Raw genomic sequence first — 19,638 nt, forward strand, 5'->3', positions numbered from 1 at the left:
CCTAGGCGGCAATCATGGGTCAAGCGCGCTCCCTTGCCCCATTTTCCGCAAACCGTCAACAATCTGAGCCAGCGCCATGCTGAGCGAACCCTTGGCCAGCACCGTATCCCCCGCGCGGATCAATTCCGGCAGGTGTTTTTCCATCTCGGTGCTGGTCTCGAACCAGAGCCCGCGCTTTTCGTCGGGCAACGCCTGATGCAAGGCCTTCATCAGCGGGCCTATGCAGTGAACCTGATCAACCTGCGTCATTGCCGCGACATTGGCCAGTCCGGCATGCATGGCAATTTCCTGCCCGCCCAACTCTTTCATATCGCCCAGAAACGCAATCCGACGGGCGCCTTGCGACGCGGCCAGTACATCCAGCGCGGCCTCCATCGAGGTTGGGTTGGCATTGTAGCTGTCGTCCAACAACTCGATCTGCCCACCTGTCGCCAAAGGCAGCGTTTCCCGCACGCCGCGCCCCTTGAACGGAGACCACCGGCGCAATCCGGCGATGGCCGCGTCCAGATCTACGCCCATCTCAACACAAGCCGCCAGAGCACCCAGCGCGTTCATGGCAAAATGCGTTCCTGCTGACTGCACATCATAGGTGATGACTGCATCGCCGACGGTCGCCCCGGCATGAACCGAGTCAGCGCTTTGCGTTGCGTCGGTCAGGTTGTAGTCCGCAGCACTGCGACCAAAATCCACGATTCCGGCCCCATGTTCCTGCGCGGTTTGGCGCAGGATGTCCGCGTGATCGATATCGGCATTCACAATGGCCGCGCCGCCGGGTTCAAGCCCTTCGAAGATCGCGGCCTTTTCATGGGCGATGCCCGCAACCGACTCGAAAGCCTCAAGATGCACTGCCGCCACGGTCGTCACCAATGCCACATGCGGACGCGCCTGCCGCGCCAGCGGAGCAATCTCTCCGGGATGGTTCATGCCGATCTCGATCACCGCGAATTCAGTGTCGCGCGGCATCCGTGCCAGTGTCAGAGGCACCCCCCAGTGGTTGTTGTAACTGGCCACGCTGGCATGGGTTTTTCCCTGCGTTTCCAAAATGGTGGCCAGCATTTCTTTGGTCGAGGTCTTGCCGACGCTGCCTGTTACCCCCACGACACGCGCGTCCGTCCGGGCACGGCCCGCTCGCCCCAGCGCCTCGAGTCCGGTTTGCACGTCATCGACGATTAACAGCGGTGCGTCTTCAGATACGCCCTCAGGGATGCGAGACACCAACGCCGCGCCCGCCCCTTTTTCTAGCGCCTGCGCCACGAAATCATGCCCGTCCCGCGCGGCCTTGAGCGCCACAAACAGGTCTCCGGGTTGGAGGGTTCTGGTGTCGATCGACACGCCGTTCACCACCCAATCGTTGGTGGCGCGCCCACCGGTAGCCTCAGCAGCCTCGGCCGCGGTCCAGAGCGTCATGCCACCCTCCCGTCCAGCGCGGCGACGCTGATGCTGGCTTGTTCCACATCGTCGAAGGGCAGAACCTGATCGCCGACGATCTGGCCGGTCTCGTGACCCTTCCCTGCAATCAATAAGGCATCGCCCGGTTGCAAAGCATCAATGCCGCGCAAGATGGCCTCGGCCCGGTCACCGACTTCGGTGGCCTCCGGCGCGCCCAGCAAAACAGCGGCGCGGATGGAGGCCGGATCTTCGCTGCGCGGATTGTCGTCAGTAACGAAGACGACGTCAGCGTTTTCGGCGGCGGCCTGACCCATCAACGGGCGCTTGGTCGCGTCGCGGTCCCCGCCCGCGCCAACGACAGCGATCAGACGGCCCATCACATGCGGGCGCATCGCCCTCAGCGCCGTCGCCACCGCATCCGGGGTGTGCGCGTAGTCGACAAACACCGCTGCGCCATTGTCTCGCGTCGCGGCCAGTTGCATACGGCCCCGAACAGTTGTCAGATGCGGCAAAGTTTCGAAAACACGTTCAGGTTTCTCACCAGCGGCAATGACCAGACCGCAAGCCAGCAGAACGTTCTCGGCCTGAAACCCTCCGATTAGGTTCAGGCGAGTCTGGAACACCTTGCCCTGCCATGAAAAGCGCAGGTCCTGCCCGGTCGAGTCGAAGCGCTGGTTCTTCAGGCACAGATCGGCGCCGCCCGACCCGACGGTCAGAACTGACTGACCGCGCGCTTCGGCGATCTTGCGGATTTCGTCGCCCTTGGAATCGTTCATATTGATGACCACGGTCCCGTCTTGCGGCAGAACCCGGTCGAACAGCCCAGCCTTGGCGGCGAAATAAGCCTCGAACGTTTCGTGATAGTCCAGATGATCCTGAGTGAAGTTCGAGAACCCCGCAGCGGCTAAATGCACGCCATCCAGGCGGCGCTGTTCCAGACCGTGCGAGGACGCCTCCATCGCCGCATGGGTCACGCCATTCTCGGCCGCTTCGGCAAGACAGCGGTGCAGAGTGATCGGCTCGGGCGTGGTGTGTGCCAGCGGCGCTGTCCATGCGCCCTCAACACCCGTGGTGCCGAGGTTTACTGCCGCGTAACCAAGTTCCATCCAGATCTGGCGCACAAAGGTCGATACCGAGGTCTTTCCGTTGGTTCCGGTCACGGCCACAATCGTCTGCGGTTGAGCGCCGAACCACAGCGCGGCACATCCGGCCAGTGCCTGACGCGGGTCTTCGACCACCACCAGCGCAGCGTCCGATGCGGCCAAGTCCTCGGCAGCAATCTCAGCCCCTTCGGCGTCGGTCAGAATTGCGGCAGCGCCCATGCGTAGAGCGAACTGAATATACTCTCCACCATGAACACGGGTGCCGGGAAGGGCCGCGAAGAGGTAACCGTCCTTGACCTCGCGGCTATCAACGGCCAGCCCGGTGATCTCGGGATTCGCACCGCCCCTTGCGGTCAGGGCCAGTTGGCTGAGTGTTTTCGTCCTTATGCCCATGACCCACCTTTTGTTGGACAGCCTAATTTGAGGTCAGGGTTATAGCAGCGCGGGCCTCAGGCTCAACCCGGGGACGCAGGCCCAGCAACGGGGCAATGCGGCCGATCAGTTCTGCGGCCACAGGAACCGCCGTCCACCCCGCCGTGCGGCGCTTTTCGCCATAGGCCACGATGGACGGTTCATCCAGCGTGACGATCAGCACATATTTCGGATCATAGGCCGGAAAGATCGTTGCAAAGGTCGCGATCACCTTGTCATCGTAATAGCCACCGCGCGGCTTGGGCTTATCTGCAGTGCCGGTTTTTCCAGCCACGTCATAGCCAGCCACGTCGCCAAAGCTGGCCGTGCCGTCGGTCACAACCTTGCGCAGCATTTTCTGTGCCTGCTTGGCCGCGTTTTCCGACAACACGCGCGGGCCGTACTGGGGGCCGTTCTTGCGCAGGATGGTAGGGCTGACATAGTGCCCGCCATTGGCAATCGCCGCATATCCGGCAGCCAGATGCATCGGGCTGGTCGACAACCCGTGGCCATAGGAAATGGTCACCGTGCTCAGCTCGCCCCATTTCTTGGGCTTGAGCGGCGCGCCGCCGGCGGCCTCAACAATCTCAAACGGAGTCGGATCGAACATACCCAGCGATTGCAGGAAATCCTGCTGACGCTTTGCGCCAATCTGCAGCGCCAGCCGCCCTGTGCCCCGGTTCGAGCTGTGGACGATCACGTCCGCAACGCTGATCTTGCCGTAGTTCTTGCCGTTGAATTCACCAATCGGAAAGCGACCGATTTTCATCGGACCCGAGGTGTCGATGATCGTCTCGGAATTCACCAGACCCAATTGTACCGCTTGCGCGGCTGTGAATATCTTGAAAACCGAACCCAATTCGTAGACGCCCTGCACATAGCGATTGAACAGGGGGCTGTCTGATGGATCAAACCCCGAGGTCGGCGGACGCGGGCGATCATTCGGATCAAAGGACGGAAGCGATGCGGCCGAGACAACTTCACCCGTATGCGCGTTCATCAGAACGGCCGAGGCGCCTTTGGCATTCATGATCTTCATACCGCCGTAAAGAACCTGCTCGACCGCTGCCTGAATGGTCAGGTCCAGCGACAGTTGCAGCGGTTTGTTGCCATTCGCCGGATCGCGCAAATAGTCGTCGAACTGTTTTTCGACGCCTGCCACACCGATAACCTCGGCGGCGCTCACACCCTCGCGACCAAATCCCGAGCCACCCAGGATATGCGCGGCAAGACGGCCATTCGGGTACAGCCTCATCTCACGCGGGCCGAACAGGATGCCGGGATCGCCGATGTCATGCACAGCCTGTTTCTGTTCGGGCGAGATACGCTTCTTGATCCAGAGGAACTTACGGTTACCGGTGAAGTCCTTGACCAGGCGCTCTTTTTCCAGATCGGGGAAGATCGCAACCAACTGATCAGCAGCGGCGACCGGGTCGATCATCAAAGGTGGCTGAGCGTAGACCGAATAGGTATCAAGATTGGTCGCCAGAATGCGCCCTTCCCGGTCCACGATATTGGCCCGTTGCATCGCAATCGCGGCACCGGGCGCGCTGGCCAGCGGTTCTTGTGCCTCGGAAGTGGCCAACATGCCCATGCGGACGCCCACGACCGAGAAAGCGCAGAAGAAGAACAGACCCAGCACCAAAAGGCGCCCCTCGGCGCGGGCGCGGGCGCGGTCTTTCATGTCTTCGTGGCGCTGACGGATGTTTTCCCGCTCAATCACCTTGGGATTTTCGCCCCGGGCGCGGGCGTCGAGGATTCGGGCCAAAGGGCGCAGGGGCGTGCGGGTCATGGGATCTGCACCTCACCCAGCGCCTGAGTGTTGGTGATCGCCTGCAATTCAATCGGGTCAACGATGGGCAGATCCGGGTCCTCGGCATATGAAATCTGATCGGCGCGACCGAATTGCTCGGCGCGCAGCGGCAACAGGCCCAGGCGCTCAAAGTTCAGGTCAGCCAACTCGCGCAGCCGGTCGGGACGGTTCAGATAAGCCCATTCGGCGTTCAACACGGCCAGCCGCACCTGTGCCATGCCAATCTCGCGCTGCAGCTTCTGTGTTTCCTTCACCACTTGCTGGGTGCGGTAATTCTCTTGATACGCCCAAAGCGCCAGTCCGAACACGGCCAGAGCGGTCAACACATACAAAACACTCTTCATTTCGCCCTTCCCCCAAGTTGTGGCATCCCAATGGCGCGGGCCTCAATTTCCCCTGCCGGAGCCTCGGTCCGCACCGCCACGCGCAGCTTGGCCGAGCGCGCACGTGGGTTTTCCTGCAATTCCTGCTCGTCCGGCCCTACAGCTTTGCGTGTCTTAAGCGTGAACTGCGGTTGCCCTTGCTCAATCTCGGGCGCAAAGCGGTTGGCGCGCCCGGTTTTACCCGCACGGGATTGAAAGAACCGTTTGACCATACGGTCCTCGATGGAATGGAACGTCACGACGGCCAGTTGCCCCCCGGGCTTCAACGCCCGCTCGGCTGCCATAAGACCCTGAAACAGCTCTTCATATTCGGCATTCACTGCAATTCGCAGCCCCTGAAAGCTGCGCGTCGCAGGGTGCGATTGTCCCGGCTTGGGACGCGGCAAACAGGATTCGACGATCTCAACCAGACGCAGGGTCGTGGTGATCGGCTCTTCTGCCCGCGCCTTGACGATGGTTTTGGCGATGCGTCGGCTTGCCCGTTCTTCACCATAGTGAAACAGGATGTCCGCCAGCTGCGTTTCGGTCGCCGTGTTTACCAGGTCAGCAGCACTTTCGCCTTCCTGACTCATCCGCATGTCCAGCGGGCCGTCCTTCATGAAGGAAAACCCGCGCTCGGCCTGATCCAGCTGCATCGACGACACGCCGAGGTCCAGCACGACCCCATCCAAGCCCTGCGCATATTCATCCATGCGCGAGAATACACCGGGCTGCATCACCAGCCGATCACCATAGTCACTTGCCCAGTCCGCTGCCATTTCGAAAGCCAGCGGATCACGGTCCACGCCGATTACCTTGTCCGCCCCAGCCTCCAGCAACCCGCGCGTATAGCCGCCCGCGCCAAACGTCCCGTCCAGCCAGACGCCGGACACCGGTGCCACTGCGGCCAGTAAGGGGCGCAACAGGACAGGGATATGAGGTTTATCGGAAGGGGTTTCAGCGCCGGCCATGCCGCTACGCGTCCCCGACGCCGTCTAGGTACACAAGAGGATCAAAGTCCTCGGGCTGTTCGTCCAACCAATCCTCGGCTGCGGCTAGCTCTTCGGATTCATAGGTCTCGGGCTTCCAGATCTGGAACGTGTCACCGGCAGCAATAAAGAACGCCTCGTTTTCAAGCCCGATCTTGGTGCGCAGCTTGGCGGGCAGCACCAAGCGCCCCGTCTCGTCCACCGTGGTTGGGAAGGACTGACCATGGAACATGCGTTGCAGCATCTTTCGCTGCATAGAGCCACGCGGCAGTGCGTCGATCTTGTCATCGACCTCGTTGATGGCCTGCATGGTATAGCATTCAAGGAATTTACGGCGGTGGTCCCCATAGACGATCACCAGTTCAGGCGTATCACCGGGCTGCCAGTTGGAATCAGAGGCTTCAAGCACACGGCGAAACGAGGCCGGGATCGACACCCTGCCCTTCGTATCCACCTTATGGTGGCTTTCACCTCTAAACCTGCGCGCCAAGACGATTGTCCCTTTCGCTTGCGCCCCACCTAAATCTCACGTCCCCCGGATGAAAAACGGCGGGTTGATCTGCTGCCACTGATCAACCCGCCGCATTGACCCGCTTTGCGGGATGTCCAGCTGCGCGCGCCACCTGGGGGGATGTCTGCTCGCCCGCGCGCCGGATCTCTTGAGTGATGAAAGCGAGATGCCTGTATGAAACCTGTTTTTATTGGTTCGGGGTCGTTTAGCGCCCCATGTGCCTCGTCCTCATCGGATAAACTAGGGATGCCATGGGAATTCATGGAAATCAACAAGAAAATTCATCGAGTCATCGATGGATTCACAGCATAGACAAACTGAGGACAAATGAAAACCACACACAACTTACCACAGATACGAAAAATCTCTACTTCGCACACTATATATTGTGTATATTTTCAATGCCCGCTTTGTCCCATGATTTCCCAATATTTTTTAAGTGAGCAGGGATTCTTGCGCTTAATCACCTATCCAGGTGGTACTACCCACCTCGAATCACCCCGCATTACACAATGTTGAACCGCGTTTCCAAGCCCGGCCAAAATTCACCCATGAATTCCCATAGGCCTGGAGACAACCGTCAACGGGGCTCGCCATCGATCAGCGATTTCAAAACGCACAAATTTCAAAACAAGCCGCACAAAGAAAAAGCAATCACACATACCTTGTGGCGCCCGGTCTCATGCGAATCCTGCCAACACGATAGCTAAATCCTTTATTTAAAGGCTTTTCATCACCCGAATGTTCAACTCATTGATATCTATGCAGTTGCTGCATAGCAGCATTGACGACGCGAGCTATTGTGCAATTGCAGCATTTGCCTATTTTCAATCTCAAGCAAACGCCGGGCCACACCGGCACCAACAAAAAAATCGGGTAAGGCAGATGGCTGCAGCAACACATCATTCCGCGCTAAAAAGCGCACCGGCAACCGGGCTGACTTCGCTGATTGAGGCTGTAAAGACCCGGTTCGTCCGATATCGCGCCTACCGCCAGACGGTCAACGAACTGTCTGAACTGTCGAACCGCGAGTTGGCCGATCTGGGCCTGCACCGCTCGATGATCCGCCGCCTTGCACTGCAAGCGGCCGAAGAACACGTCGCGCACTAAGCGCGCAACGACATAACCGAGATCAGGTCCTTCCTCCTCCCTTTAGGACCTGTATTTCAGCGGCGACATCTCTCCTCCTCCCTGATGTCGCCGCGCCCTATACCGGCCCTGAACGCCGGAAACTGACACATCGGGTACTCCTCCTCCCTTTCCCGGTGTTGAAAGTGCGCGGTGACGTCGTCCTCCTCCCTGACGTCGCCGCGTCTTCCTCATACCCGGATCAAACCCGGGCTCGCATACATCGGGGCTCTCCTCCTCCCTGCCCCGATGTTGAAAAGAACGGCGGTTTCCTCTCCTCCTCCCTGGAAACCGCCGTTTTTTGTTTTTCAAGGGCTGATGTAGAATGGAACCCTGAATGGATTGTCAGGAGCTTCCAATGGCCGCCTATTTCATCGCGCAGATTTCTATTCACGACCCGGATGGGTATCAGGAATATCTTGAAGGCTTCATGCCGATCTTTGACCGCCACGGAGGCCGCTTGCTGACAGTCTCATCGAAACCGGTGGACGTAGTTGAGGGCACTTGGTCTGAAAACGGCATCGTTCTGATGGAATTTCCATCGCTGGAGGCCGCCAAGGCATGGAAGGACGACCCCGACTACATCGAACTGGCAAAAGTCCGGCACCGCACAGCAAAGACAAATATGGTGTTGATCGAAGGACTCTAGAACGGCACGTCATCTTTAGCTGACAAGAAACGGGACACCACTTTCTTGGTGCCCGCCTTGTCGAAATCGACCTCGACCTTATCGCCCTCAATGCCAATCACCGCGCCATAGCCGAATTTCTGGTGAAACACGCGCTCCCCCAGCGTGAAACTGGCCAGCGCAGTGGCATCGATCACCGAATTGCGGCTTTCGCGGGGTTGTGACGTGCCGTATTGCCCCTGCCGTGCCTGCATGCGCTTCCAACCGGGCGAGTTGTAGACATTCGCCTCGGCCGCTCGGGTTTCGATGCTGGCAGTTGGCTGCCCACCGCCATAGAGGCCCGGAGGCGTCAGCACCTCCACATGATCCTCGGGCAGTTCGTCGATGAATCGCGACGGCATCGCGTTCTGCCACTGCCCGAACACCCGCCGGTTGGCGGCAAAGGAGATCGTACAGACCTCTTCCGCGCGGGTTATACCCACATAGGCCAGCCGCCGTTCTTCCTCGAGGCCTTTAAGGCCGGATTCGTCCATCGACCGTTGTGAAGGGAATAACCCATCTTCCCACCCCGGCAGGAACACGGCGGGAAACTCCAGCCCCTTGGCCGCGTGCAGCGTCATAATCGACACCTTGGCTCCATCACCGTCCTGCTCATTATCCATGACCAGACTGACATGTTCCAAGAAACCCTGAAGATTCTCAAAGTTGTCCAGCTGATTGACCAGTTCCTTAAGGTTTTCCAATCGGCCCGGAGCCTCGGGTGTCTTTTCGTTTTGCCAGTGGGCGGTATAGCCGGATTCGTCCAGAATGATCTGCGCCAGTTCGATATGCGACTCTTCGGGTTCCCCGAACCGCAGTGGCGCACCGTCATCAATCACCGAGTCGTCTTCCACCTCGATACGAGGTCCGCGCGTCATAGCGTTCCACCGGGCCAGCCCGTCGATCAACTCGCGCAGGGCTTTGCCGCCTTTGCCCTTGATCAACCCATTATCAACCGCGATCCGGGCCCCATCGATCAGAGACACGCCATTCTCTCGTGCCGTCATCTGAATCGTCTGCTGCGCCTTGTCGCCAAGGCCCCGCTTCGGCGTATTCACGATCCGCTCAAACGCTAGATCATCGCCGGGGCTGACCACCAGCCGGAAATAGGCCATGGCGTCGCGGATCTCCATCCGCTCATAGAACCGGGGACCACCGATCACCTTGTAGGGCAGACCGATGGTCAGGAACCGGTCCTCGAACGCGCGCATCTGGTGGGAGGCACGGACCAGAATGGCGATCTCATCCAGCCCTATGGGCCGAACACCGCGCGTGCCGCCCTGCATCGCGTCGATTTCCTCGCCGATCCAGCGGGCCTCTTCCTCGCCATCCCAATGGCCGATAAGGCGAACCTTTTCGCCCTCTTCCGCGTCGGTCCACAGCTCTTTGCCCAAGCGGCTTTCATTACCCCGGATGACATTGGACGCGGCGGCCAGAATATGCGGGGTCGAGCGGTAGTTCTGTTCCAGCCGCACCACATACGCGCCGGGAAAGTCCTTTTCGAACCGCAGGATGTTGCCCACTTCGGCCCCGCGCCAGCCATAGATCGACTGGTCGTCATCGCCCACACAACAGATGTTCTTGTGCGCCCCGGCCAGCAGTCGCAGCCACAGGTATTGGGCGACGTTGGTATCCTGATACTCGTCCACCAGAATATAGCGGAACCAGCGTTGATATTGCTCCAGAACGTCCTGATGGGTCTGGAAAATCGTGACCATGTGCAACAGCAGGTCACCGAAATCCACCGCGTTCAGCTCGCGCAGGCGTGTCTGGTATTGCGCGTAAAGTTCAACACCCTTGTTGTTATAAGCCCCGGCATCCGCAGCAGGCACCTTGTCGGGCGTCAGTGCGCGGTTCTTCCAGTCATCGATGATCCCGGCCAGCATCCGCGCGGGCCAGCGTTTGTCGTCGATATTCGCGGCCTGAATCAGCTGCTTGAGCAGGCGCAGCTGATCGTCCGTGTCCAGAATGGTGAAGTTCGATTTCAGATCGACCAATTCCGCATGGCGGCGCAGCAGCTTGACGCAGATTGAGTGGAATGTGCCCAGCCAGGGCATCCCTTCGGCCGGCTGGCCGAGCAAGCGCCCTATACGTTCTTTCATCTCGCGCGCGGCCTTGTTGGTAAAGGTCACCGACAAAATCTCGTTCGGGCGCGCCCGACCGGTGCTCAGCAGATGCGCGATGCGCGCGGTCAGGGCTTTGGTTTTGCCCGTCCCGGCCCCGGCCAACATCAGCACCGGACCGTCCAGCCGTTCCACCGCGTCGCGTTGGGCCGGGTTCAACTCGTCCAGATAAGGTGATGGCCGCGCGGCCATGGCTCGCGCGGAAAGCGATGCGCCCTCAAAGGCGTCCATTTCGTCGAAACTGCTCATTCCTCCAAACTACGCCGGATGCGCGCCGAGGGAAAGAGTTTGTTCACCCCTTGTTCGCGCAGTGTCTTCACCCAGTTTACCGCCAATTCTAACCAAAACGCTTTGGTACGCCGCGACCGCGTTAACTCACTGTCAAAGCTTGCATCCGATGCTGAGATCAAAGCTGTGGGAGCGCGGATCATGAAAAGCCTTGGCGGATCGGGCATGGCGTCCCGCCTGAAACTTGCCGGCATCGTTCTGACCATGGGAGGTCTCACCGCCCTGTCAGGCTGAGGCGTTTTCGCGTTTCCGGCTCAGGTGGTCGACCGGATGCTGGAAACGGACCTGCGCCACGCCGCAACGCAGATGAACCGGCAGGTGGTTTCACATCTCCAGGATGTTGATGCCACCTTTCGCACCGGCGTGCTGGACGCTCACGACGAAGAGTTTCTGGAATTGCTGTCCGCGACCTCGGATATCTAACGGTTCAAGCTTTTCAACGATGCGGGGCGCGTCCTGTGGTCAACCCGCCCATCGGATGTGGGGATGGTCAACAGCGACGCCTATTTCAGCGACGTTCTGGGCCGGGGCAACATCGTCTATAAACATGAAGAAAACCCCTAACCGAGGTGGACAATTTCGAACGCGACCCGCTTAAGGTCAGCGGGCCGCGGTCCCGCCATGTGGCCGAAGTCTATACCCCCGTCCTTCGCGAAGGGCGCTTTGTTGGTGCGATCGGGTTTTATTCGGACATTACGCAGGTTCGAAACCTGTTCATCAACCTGGTCCGGCTGTTGCTGACCGTGCTCAGCGGTGTGGCCCTGCTTGCCTTGTCGGCGGTGACACTGGTCATTTTCCGCGCGAACCGGCGGCAAGTGCGCAGCCTGCGGGGCCGCGCCGAAAAAGAGCAAGAGCTGATGGATGACCAACTGCGCCTTGCGCGCAAGGTTCGATTGCTGGGCGAGTTGAACGAATGGCTGCAATCCAGCCGGTCGCTGGATGAGTTGTTCGACATGGTCTCACGCTTCATGACCCATATCCTGCCCGAGGCCGAAGGCAGCGTGTATGTCTATTCCAATTCACGCGATGTGCTGGATGGCTGTGCCAGCTGGAATGGTGGCACTCACAAAGCGCATATCCAACCCGAGGGTGCTGGGGTCTGCGTCGGGGGCGCACATACGAATATGGCGCGACCGAGATCGACTTTGTCTGCGAACATGCGGACCCCATGACGGTCGCCCCTATTTCTGCTTTCCCATTCTGGCGCACGGGGAAACGGTTGGTCTTTTGCATCTGCGGGCCCATGAGGGTAGTGACGAGGTGTTTCATGCCAGCAAGAAGCTCGTCCAGCTTTGCGCCGAACAGTTCAGCATGGCGATAGCAAATGTCCGGATGCGTGATCAATTGCATGACCAATCAGTGCGTGATCCCCTGACCGGATTGTTCAACCGTCGCCACATGACCGAAACGCTGCGCAAATCCATAAGCCGCAGCCAGCAGACCGGCGCATCACTGAGTCTGATTGCCGTGGATGTCGACCAAATCAAGAAGTTTAACGACACCCATGGGCATGACGCCGGAGACATGTTGCTGCGCGCGGTCGGATCGGCTCTGGAACAGGGCTGTGACCGGGATGAGGTTGCCTGCCGCATCGGAGGTGAGGAGTTCATGTTGATCCTGCCGGACAACACGCCCGACGATGCCATGACCCGGGCAGAGCAATTGAGGCAGGCGGTTGAGGCTGTCTCGGTCCGGTATGGTGAGAAACCCTTGCCACGCATCACGATTTCCGTGGGTGTCGCCCACTACCCCGCACATGGCACCATGCCGCAGGATCTGATGCGCGCGGCAGACGATGCTCTTTACATGGCCAAAGATAAGGGTCGCAATCAGGTGCAGGTCGCCAAAGATGCAGCCTCGGTCACTTCGACTGCGGCAGATTCGAAACACAAACGGTCGCCTAAACCCGAGCCACCGACCTCAGCCGCCTGAAAACCTTGCAGAATCGCCCGGCAGGTTGGATCAATCCATATGGACCTGCACAGCACATTCCCCGGCATTGCCGACCTGAAACGACGCGCACAGCGCAGGGTTCCTTTTTTCGTCTGGGAATATCTGGCAAGCGGCACAGGAACCGAGACCACGCTGCGCCGCAACCGGGCCGCTCTGGATCAGGTGGAGTTTCTGCCCTCGATCCTGCATGGCCCCATCGAATGCGATACCGGAACGCGTTTTCTGGGGCAGGATTTTCCCCTGCCCTTCGGCATCGCCCCCATCGGGATGGCCGGTCTGGTCTGGCCGAACGCAGAAAAGCTGCTGGCGTGCGCCGCCGCCGAAACGGGCCTGCCCTACACCCTTTCGACAGTCGCCAGCCAGAGCCCCGAAGGTCTGGCCCCTCATCTGGGGCGGAACGCCTGGTTTCAGCTATACCCTCCGAAAGATCCGGATATTCGCACAGATATGCTGAATCGTGCCAAATCGGCGGGATTCTCGACCCTTGTGCTGACTGTTGATGTCCCGGTCGCCTCGCGCCGTGAACGGCAAACGCGATCCGGTCTGACCAATCCCCCCAGACTGACCCCGCGCCTACTGGCACAGATTGCACTGCGTCCGGCCTGGGCATTGGGTATGGCGCAGAATGGAATGCCCCGGATGCGCACGCTGGACAAGTATATCGACGGGGACAGTGCTCTGCCGCCGACCGCCCATGTCGGTTACCTGCTGCGCACTTCACCCGACATGGATTATGTCAAATGGCTGCGGGACGCATGGGACGGGCCGTTTATCGTAAAGGGCGTAATGCGGGCCGGGGATGCCGAGCGGCTGCAACAGGCCGGTGTTGATGCCCTTTGGGTCTCGAATCACGGCGGTCGTCAGTTTGACGGAGCCCCTGCAAGTATCAATGTGCTACCGTTGATCCGAGAGGCGACAAACCTGCCCCTGATTTTCGACAGCGGCGTCGAAGGTGGTCTGGACATCCTGCGCGCACTGGCTCTGGGCGCGGACTTTATCATGCTCGGGCGCGGATTTTTGTATGGTCTCAGCGCCTTGGGCGCACAAGGACCTGCGCATGTCATAGACATCCTGCGTCAGGACTTGATCGCGAATATGGGTCAAATGGGCCTGCCGAACCTGCAGGAAACTCCGTCGGCAATCACGAACATTGATGCTGCAGCGCAGCGTGTGTAAGACAATCACGTCAAAAGGCGGCGTTTGCGAGCGATAACATGCCGGTTCTACCCAGAAGGACTGATATACGAGCGCGTATTGTCCGCCTAATAAAACGGCCAAACCACTAAGACCGGGACCTGATATGACCGACTTCAACAAGATCCTGATCGCCAATCGCGGCGAGATTGCCATTCGCGTGATGCGCGCAGCGAACGAGATGGGCAAACGCACCGTCGCTGTGTTCGCCGAGGAAGACAAGCTTGGCTTGCATCGCTTCAAGGCTGACGAGGCATATCGTATTGGCGAAGGGATGGGGCCGGTCGCGGCTTATCTTTCCATCGACGAGATCATCCGCGTGGCCAAGGAATGCGGCGCGGATGCCATCCACCCAGGTTACGGCCTGCTGTCGGAAAACCCGGACTTCGTGGACGCATGTGTCCAGAACGGCATCACCTTCATCGGTCCCAAGGCCGAGACCATGCGCGCGCTTGGCGATAAGGCCAGCGCGCGGCGCGTGGCCATCGAGGCCGGAGTGCCGGTGATCCCGGCGACCGAGGTTCTAGGCGATGACATGGACGCAATCCGGGCCGAGGCCAAAGAGATCGGCTACCCGCTGATGCTCAAGGCCTCATGGGGCGGCGGCGGACGCGGTATGCGCCCGATCCACTCGGAAGACGAGTTGGAAGAAAAAGTTCTGGAAGGCCGCCGCGAGGCTGAAGCCGCTTTCGGCAACGGCGAGGGCTATCTGGAAAAGATGATCATCCGTGCCCGCCACGTTGAGGTTCAGATCCTCGGCGACAAGCACGGTGAGATTTATCACCTCTACGAACGCGACTGCTCGGTCCAGCGCCGAAACCAGAAGGTCGTGGAACGCGCCCCTGCCCCGTATCTGTCCGAAGAACAGCGTGCCGAGATTTGTGAACTGGGCCGCAAAATCTGCGCCCATGTGAACTATGAATGCGCCGGCACCGTTGAATTCCTGATGGATATGGAGACCGGCAAGTTCTACTTCATCGAGGTGAACCCGCGCGTGCAGGTTGAACACACCGTCACCGAGGAAGTCACCGGTATCGACATCGTGCAGGCGCAGATTCTGATCGCCGAGGGCAAGACGCTGGCCGAAGCGACCGGGGCCGCCAGCCAGGCCGACGTGCATCTGAACGGCCACGCCCTGCAGACCCGGATCACCACCGAGGACCCGCAGAACAACTTCATCCCCGATTACGGCCGCATCACCGCCTATCGCTCGGCGACCGGCATGGGCATCCGTCTGGACGGCGGCACAGCCTATGCGGGCGGGGTGATCACGCGGTATTACGACTCGTTGCTGACCAAGGTTACAGCCTGGGCTCCGACACCTGAAAAGGCGATCAACCGGATGGACCGGGCACTGCGCGAATTCCGCATCCGCGGCGTCAGCACCAATATCGACTTTGTTATCAACCTGCTGAAACACCCGACCTTCCTGTCGAACGAATACACCACCAAGTTCATCGACACGACGCCGAACCTGTTCACCTTCAAGCGTCGCCGCGACCGGGGCACCAAGGTTCTGACCTATATCGCGGATATCACCGTGAACGGTCACCCTGAAACCAAGGACCGTCCGGAACCGCGCGCCGACCTGAAAGAGGCCAAACCCCCCGCATTAAAGGGCGAACCCAAAATGGGCACCCGCAATCTGCTGGAGCAGAAAGGCCCGCAGGCGGTCGCCGACTGGATGAAGGCGCAGCGACAGTTGTTGATCACCGACACCACCATGCGGGACGGTCACCAATCGCTGCTGGCGACCCGAATGCGATCGATCGACATGATCAAGGTGGCGCCCAGCTATGCTGCAAACCTGCCGCAACTTTTCTCGGTCGAATGCTGGGGCGGTGCGACCTTCGATGTGGCCTATCGCTTCCTCCAGGAATGCCCGTGGCAGCGTCTGCGTGACCTGCGCGAGGCGATGCCCAACCTGATGACCCAGATGCTGCTGCGCGGTGCCAATGGGGTTGGCTACACCAACTATCCCGACAACGTGGTTCAGGAATTCGTCCGTCAGGCCGCGAAAGGCGTAGACGTGTTCCGAGTGTTCGACTCGCTGAACTGGGTCGAGAACATGCGCGTGGCTATGGATGCGGTGATCGACAACGGAAAAATCTGTGAAGGTACCGTTTGTTACACCGGTGACATTCTGGATCCGGATCGCGCCAAATACGACCTGAAATACTATGTCGGCATGGCCAAAGAACTGCGCGACGCAGGTGCGCATGTTCTGGGCCTGAAGGATATGGCAGGCCTGCTGAAACCGGCATCGGCCAAGATTCTGATCCGCGCGCTGAAAGAAGAGGTCGGCCTGCCGATCCACTTCCACACCCACGACACAGCCGGTATCGCCAGCGCCACTATTCTGGCCGCATCCGAGGCGGGCGTGGACGCGGTGGATTGCGCGATGGACAGCTTCTCGGGCAACACCTCACAAGCAACGCTGGGCACTGTGGTCGAAGCGCTGCGCCATACCGAACGTGACACCGGTCTGGACATCAAGGCGATCCGCGAGATCAGCGACTATTTCGAGGCGGTGCGCGGCCAGTACGCGGCCTTTGAGTCCAGCCTGCAGGCTCCGGCCTCGGAAGTGTATCTGCATGAAATGCCCGGCGGTCAGTTCACCAACCTCAAGGCGCAGGCACGTAGCCTCGGGCTGGAAGAACGCTGGCACGAAGTTGCTCAGATGTACGCCGACGTGAACCAGATGTTCGGTGACATCGTGAAGGTGACACCGTCGTCCAAGGTCGTTGGTGACATGGCGCTGATGATGGTCAGCCAGGGCCTGACCCGTGACGACGTGGAAAGCCCCTCGACCGATGTGGCCTTCCCCGACTCGGTGGTCGACATGATGCGTGGCAACCTTGGCCAGCCTCCGGGCGGCTTCCCCGACACCATCATCAAGAAGGTGCTTAAGGACGAGGTTCCAAACACCCAGCGCCCAGGCAAGGATGTTCCTGCAGTCGATCTGGAAGCCACCCGCACCGAGCTATCCAAACAGTTGGAGGGCAAAGAGGTCGATGACGAGGACCTGAACGGATACCTTATGTACCCCAAGGTGTTCCTGGACTACATGGGCCGCCACCGTACTTACGGCCCGGTCCGCACCCTGCCCACGCGCACCTTTTTTTACGGGATGGAGCCCGGCGAAGAGATCACCGCCGAGATCGATCCGGGCAAGACGCTGGAAATCCGTTGTCAGGCAGTCGGTGAGACCGACGAAAAGGGCGAGGTCAAAGTGTTCTTTGAACTCAACGGCCAGCCCCGGGTGATCCGGGTGCCCAACCGCCTGGTGACGTCGACCACGCAAGCCCGGCCCAAGGCCGAGGCGGGCAACCCCAATCATGTCGGCGCTCCGATGCCGGGCGTTGTCGCCACAGTGGCCGTCACTGCCGGGCAAGACGTAAAGGAAGGCGACATGCTGCTGACCATCGAAGCCATGAAAATGGAAACCGGCATCCACGCCGAGCGTGACGCAACGGTCAAAGCTGTTCACGTTCAGCCCGGCGGGCAGATTGACGCAAAGGACCTGCTGGTCGAACTGGAATAACCGGTTTAACTTTCTGGGCTAACAGGGGCCGCTCGGGGAACCGGGCGGCCTTTTTTGACCCGAAGAGGATAAACGCCCATGCTGTCCATCACACCTGTCTACGCCGCATTGCTGGCAATCTTGTTTGTCGCGCTCAGCGTCAGGGTCATCAGTCAGCGGCGCAGCGATAAGATTTCCTACGGTGACGGCGGTAATACGGCAATGCTCAAGGTGATGCGGACGCATTCCAACTTTGTCGAATACACACCCTTTGCCCTGCTGTTGATCGCGATGGTCGAATTGCAGGGAGCGAGCGGCCTGTTGCTGAACCTGCTGGGCCTGACTTTGCTGAGCGGTCGTCTGTTGCACGCTTATGGATTTGGACGCAGCCCGCAGATCGTCATTCTGCGCCAGATCGGGATGCTGCTGACGTTCACTGCGATTCTGGTAGCCGCCATCGCTAATATCGTTTTGGCGTTGTGATCTGATCGGTGGGGCTTAACCCGCCAGCACCCGCGTTTCGACCAGCGGTGCATCTCTGAGGACAGGCTCAACCTCGCCCAGCCTGTCCTGATCCGGTGCGCAAAGCACCGATGTCAGCACGATTAGTGCCGCAAGCAGGGCCATCTTCAAGTCTGCAATCCGTGTCATTTCTTCTCCTCGAACCCTCTTGTTTTGTAATGTCTTAAATCTTGAACGCATGGCGCGCAGAATTCCGTCGAAAGATTTTTCCCGATTTTTGTGTTTTTCCGCTTGCAGCCTCGCGTGGGAATTTATACATCCCTCCTCACTCAACGGCGCGGGCGTAGCTCAGGGGTAGAGCATAACCTTGCCAAGGTTAGGGTCGGGCGTTCGAATCGCCTCGCCCGCTCCATTGAGAGGTCTTCGGACCAAATATGTATCTGATGCGGGCGTAGCTCAGGGGTAGAGCATAACCTTGCCAAGGTTAGGGTCGGGCGTTCGAATCGCCTCGCCCGCTCCAGATACCAAGTCTTCTGAACATTCTGGTTCTCCGCAAAGCATTGCGTCATTCTGGTTGCATTGAGCAATACAGGATTCACCCATGTCTGAATACGTTATCCGCCCCCTCACCGCTGACGAGTTGCAGCAGGCCGTAGACTGGGCTGGGCGCGAAGGGTGGAACCCAGGCCATCATGATACGGCGTGTTTCCACAGCACCGATACTAACGGATTTCTGGGAGGTTTCTTGGACGGCGAGATGATCGCCTCAATCTCGGTGGTACATTACGACGAAACGTTTGCTTTCCTTGGCTTTTACATCGTTCGCCCCGAGTTTCGTGGCGCTGGACATGGGTTGAAGCTGTGGCAGCGCGCTTTGTCTAACAGCACTGCGCTCAATGTCGGGTTGGATGGGGTCGTTGACCAACAGCACAATTATCGCAAATCGGGGTTTACCTTTGCCTACAACAATTTCCGTTTCACCGGGTCCGTGGCGGGTATCCAGCGGGTGTTGACGCCATCGGCTGGTACCGAAGCTCTGACCGCAGTTTCAAATGAGTTGACGGCGTATGACCGTCAGCTGTTCCCGTCCCCGCGCGACGCTTTCCTGCAGAGCTGGATCAGTGCGCCGAACCATATTTCCCGCGTACATTGTGAGGACGGCCAAATAAAAGGCTATGCAACGTTGCGCCCGTGTCAGATCGGTTACAAGATCGGGCCGCTGTTCGCGGACCGCACGGACATAGCCGAATCCCTGCTCATCAGTCTGCTGCAAGCTTTACCAGACGAGCATGGCGGGCATGAGGTCTTCATCGACATGCCTCAGCCAAATGAAGCTGCTTTTGCACTGGCGACGAAGCTTGGGCTGGAGAAAGTATTTGAAACGGCCCGGATGTATTCAAGCCACCAACCGGAAATCGATCTGAACCGTATTTTTGGCGTGACGACGTTCGAACTGGGTTAAAACGCCTTGAACGTCATTGTGGTCAACGAACGTTCGATATTGGGAATCACCAGCAGGTTTTCGTTGATGAAATGGCCCACATCCTCGGTTTCGGGGATGTAGAGTTTCAGAAGCAGATCATATTCACCGCTGGTCGAATAGAGTTCGGAGTGAATTTCGCGCAGCGCGATCTCTTCGGCAACCTTGTAGGTGGTGCCGGGTTTGCAGCGGATTTGAATGAAAACGCAGGTGGACATGGGCCAGGCCTTTTTAGTTGAATT

General features: G+C 59.2%; 18 protein-coding genes and 2 tRNA genes. 11 read left to right on the top strand and 9 right to left on the bottom strand.

The genetic code is table 11. The annotated features are described in order from the left end of the window. Positions 1 to 12: 12 nt before the first annotated feature. From ACR0IM_RS06385 to mraZ, 6 genes are read right to left on the bottom strand one after another with little or no spacing between them, the layout of a single operon-like run. The gene (locus ACR0IM_RS06385) at positions 13 to 1,407 is read right to left on the bottom strand and encodes a UDP-N-acetylmuramoyl-tripeptide--D-alanyl-D-alanine ligase (protein WP_480681208.1); all 1,395 of its coding nucleotides are present in this window, start codon (positions 1,405 to 1,407) and stop codon (positions 13 to 15) included. Next, a complete protein-coding gene (locus tag ACR0IM_RS06390) occupies positions 1,404 to 2,885 on the bottom strand; it encodes a UDP-N-acetylmuramoyl-L-alanyl-D-glutamate--2,6-diaminopimelate ligase (RefSeq protein WP_480681209.1) in 1,482 nt (493 codons plus the stop codon). The genes ACR0IM_RS06385 and ACR0IM_RS06390 overlap by 4 nt, the downstream gene beginning before the upstream one ends. Before the next feature lie 22 nt (positions 2,886 to 2,907). Further along, entirely contained in the window at positions 2,908 to 4,695 is a 1,788-nt protein-coding gene (locus ACR0IM_RS06395; protein ID WP_480681210.1) for a peptidoglycan D,D-transpeptidase FtsI family protein, read from the bottom strand. Beyond that, positions 4,692 to 5,060: a cell division protein FtsL gene (gene ftsL / locus ACR0IM_RS06400; RefSeq protein ID WP_480589894.1), complete on the bottom strand. Its 369-nt coding sequence runs from the start codon at positions 5,058 to 5,060 to the stop codon at positions 4,692 to 4,694. The genes ACR0IM_RS06395 and ftsL overlap by 4 nt, the downstream gene beginning before the upstream one ends. Continuing rightward, complete coding sequence (gene rsmH / locus ACR0IM_RS06405; protein ID WP_480681211.1) at positions 5,057 to 6,049, bottom strand: 16S rRNA (cytosine(1402)-N(4))-methyltransferase RsmH; 993 nt, start codon at positions 6,047 to 6,049, stop codon at positions 5,057 to 5,059. Before rsmH ends, ftsL begins: the two co-directional genes overlap by 4 nt. A gap of 4 nt (positions 6,050 to 6,053) precedes the next feature. Continuing rightward, positions 6,054 to 6,557, bottom strand: a complete 504-nt coding sequence (gene mraZ / locus ACR0IM_RS06410; RefSeq protein WP_480589898.1) for a division/cell wall cluster transcriptional repressor MraZ — start codon at positions 6,555 to 6,557, stop codon at positions 6,054 to 6,056. 906 nt (positions 6,558 to 7,463) lie between these two features. Between mraZ and ACR0IM_RS06415 the strand changes: the two genes are divergently transcribed. Next, a complete protein-coding gene (locus ACR0IM_RS06415) occupies positions 7,464 to 7,688 on the top strand; it encodes a DUF1127 domain-containing protein (protein WP_480640904.1) in 225 nt (74 codons plus the stop codon). Between the two features lie 376 nt (positions 7,689 to 8,064). Further along, positions 8,065 to 8,355, top strand: a complete 291-nt coding sequence (locus tag ACR0IM_RS06420; protein WP_480640905.1) for a DUF1330 domain-containing protein — start codon at positions 8,065 to 8,067, stop codon at positions 8,353 to 8,355. Here the strand turns inward: ACR0IM_RS06420 and ACR0IM_RS06425 are convergent. Continuing rightward, positions 8,352 to 10,745: an ATP-dependent helicase gene (locus tag ACR0IM_RS06425; protein ID WP_480681212.1), complete on the bottom strand. Its 2,394-nt coding sequence runs from the start codon at positions 10,743 to 10,745 to the stop codon at positions 8,352 to 8,354. The two genes, ACR0IM_RS06420 and ACR0IM_RS06425, sit on opposite strands and share 4 nt — an antisense overlap. A 309-nt stretch (positions 10,746 to 11,054) precedes the next feature. Between ACR0IM_RS06425 and ACR0IM_RS06430 the strand changes: the two genes are divergently transcribed. From ACR0IM_RS06430 to ACR0IM_RS06455, 6 genes are all read left to right on the top strand, one after another. Continuing rightward, positions 11,055 to 11,207 carry a hypothetical protein gene (locus ACR0IM_RS06430; protein WP_480681213.1) on the top strand — a complete coding sequence of 51 codons (153 nt, stop codon included), beginning with the start codon at positions 11,055 to 11,057 and terminating at the stop codon, positions 11,205 to 11,207. A gap of 146 nt (positions 11,208 to 11,353) precedes the next feature. Continuing rightward, positions 11,354 to 11,956, top strand: coding sequence for a hypothetical protein (locus tag ACR0IM_RS06435; RefSeq protein WP_480681214.1), 603 nt, complete (start codon positions 11,354 to 11,356; stop codon positions 11,954 to 11,956). Positions 11,957 to 12,116: 160 nt separating this feature from the next. Further along, complete coding sequence (locus ACR0IM_RS06440; protein ID WP_480681216.1) at positions 12,117 to 12,716, top strand: GGDEF domain-containing protein; 600 nt, start codon at positions 12,117 to 12,119, stop codon at positions 12,714 to 12,716. A 39-nt stretch (positions 12,717 to 12,755) separates the two neighbouring features. Beyond that, entirely contained in the window at positions 12,756 to 13,913 is a 1,158-nt protein-coding gene (locus tag ACR0IM_RS06445; protein ID WP_480681217.1) for an alpha-hydroxy acid oxidase, read from the top strand. 124 nt (positions 13,914 to 14,037) lie between these two features. Continuing rightward, positions 14,038 to 17,475 carry a pyruvate carboxylase gene (locus ACR0IM_RS06450; RefSeq protein WP_480681218.1) on the top strand — a complete coding sequence of 1,146 codons (3,438 nt, stop codon included), beginning with the start codon at positions 14,038 to 14,040 and terminating at the stop codon, positions 17,473 to 17,475. A gap of 78 nt (positions 17,476 to 17,553) precedes the next feature. After that, positions 17,554 to 17,937: an MAPEG family protein gene (locus ACR0IM_RS06455; RefSeq protein ID WP_480681219.1), complete on the top strand. Its 384-nt coding sequence runs from the start codon at positions 17,554 to 17,556 to the stop codon at positions 17,935 to 17,937. A gap of 15 nt (positions 17,938 to 17,952) precedes the next feature. On the opposite strand, the gene ACR0IM_RS06460 is transcribed toward ACR0IM_RS06455, so the two are convergent. Next, complete coding sequence (locus ACR0IM_RS06460; RefSeq protein ID WP_480681220.1) at positions 17,953 to 18,105, bottom strand: hypothetical protein; 153 nt, start codon at positions 18,103 to 18,105, stop codon at positions 17,953 to 17,955. 148 nt (positions 18,106 to 18,253) lie between these two features. Here ACR0IM_RS06460 and ACR0IM_RS06465 point away from each other — a divergent pair. The 3 genes from ACR0IM_RS06465 to ACR0IM_RS06475 all read left to right on the top strand — a co-directional run bounded on the left by ACR0IM_RS06465 (position 18,254) and on the right by ACR0IM_RS06475 (position 19,378). Beyond that, a tRNA-Gly gene (locus tag ACR0IM_RS06465) sits at positions 18,254 to 18,328 on the top strand. A gap of 33 nt (positions 18,329 to 18,361) precedes the next feature. Further along, a tRNA-Gly gene (locus ACR0IM_RS06470) sits at positions 18,362 to 18,436 on the top strand. Between the two features lie 81 nt (positions 18,437 to 18,517). Further along, positions 18,518 to 19,378: a GNAT family N-acetyltransferase gene (locus ACR0IM_RS06475; RefSeq protein ID WP_480681221.1), complete on the top strand. Its 861-nt coding sequence runs from the start codon at positions 18,518 to 18,520 to the stop codon at positions 19,376 to 19,378. Here ACR0IM_RS06475 and ACR0IM_RS06480 read toward each other — a convergent pair. After that, positions 19,375 to 19,614: an Lrp/AsnC family transcriptional regulator gene (locus ACR0IM_RS06480; RefSeq protein ID WP_170325761.1), complete on the bottom strand. Its 240-nt coding sequence runs from the start codon at positions 19,612 to 19,614 to the stop codon at positions 19,375 to 19,377. The two genes, ACR0IM_RS06475 and ACR0IM_RS06480, sit on opposite strands and share 4 nt — an antisense overlap. Positions 19,615 to 19,638: the final 24 nt, after the last annotated feature.

This window comes from Ruegeria sp. BF6, assembly GCF_056538665.1.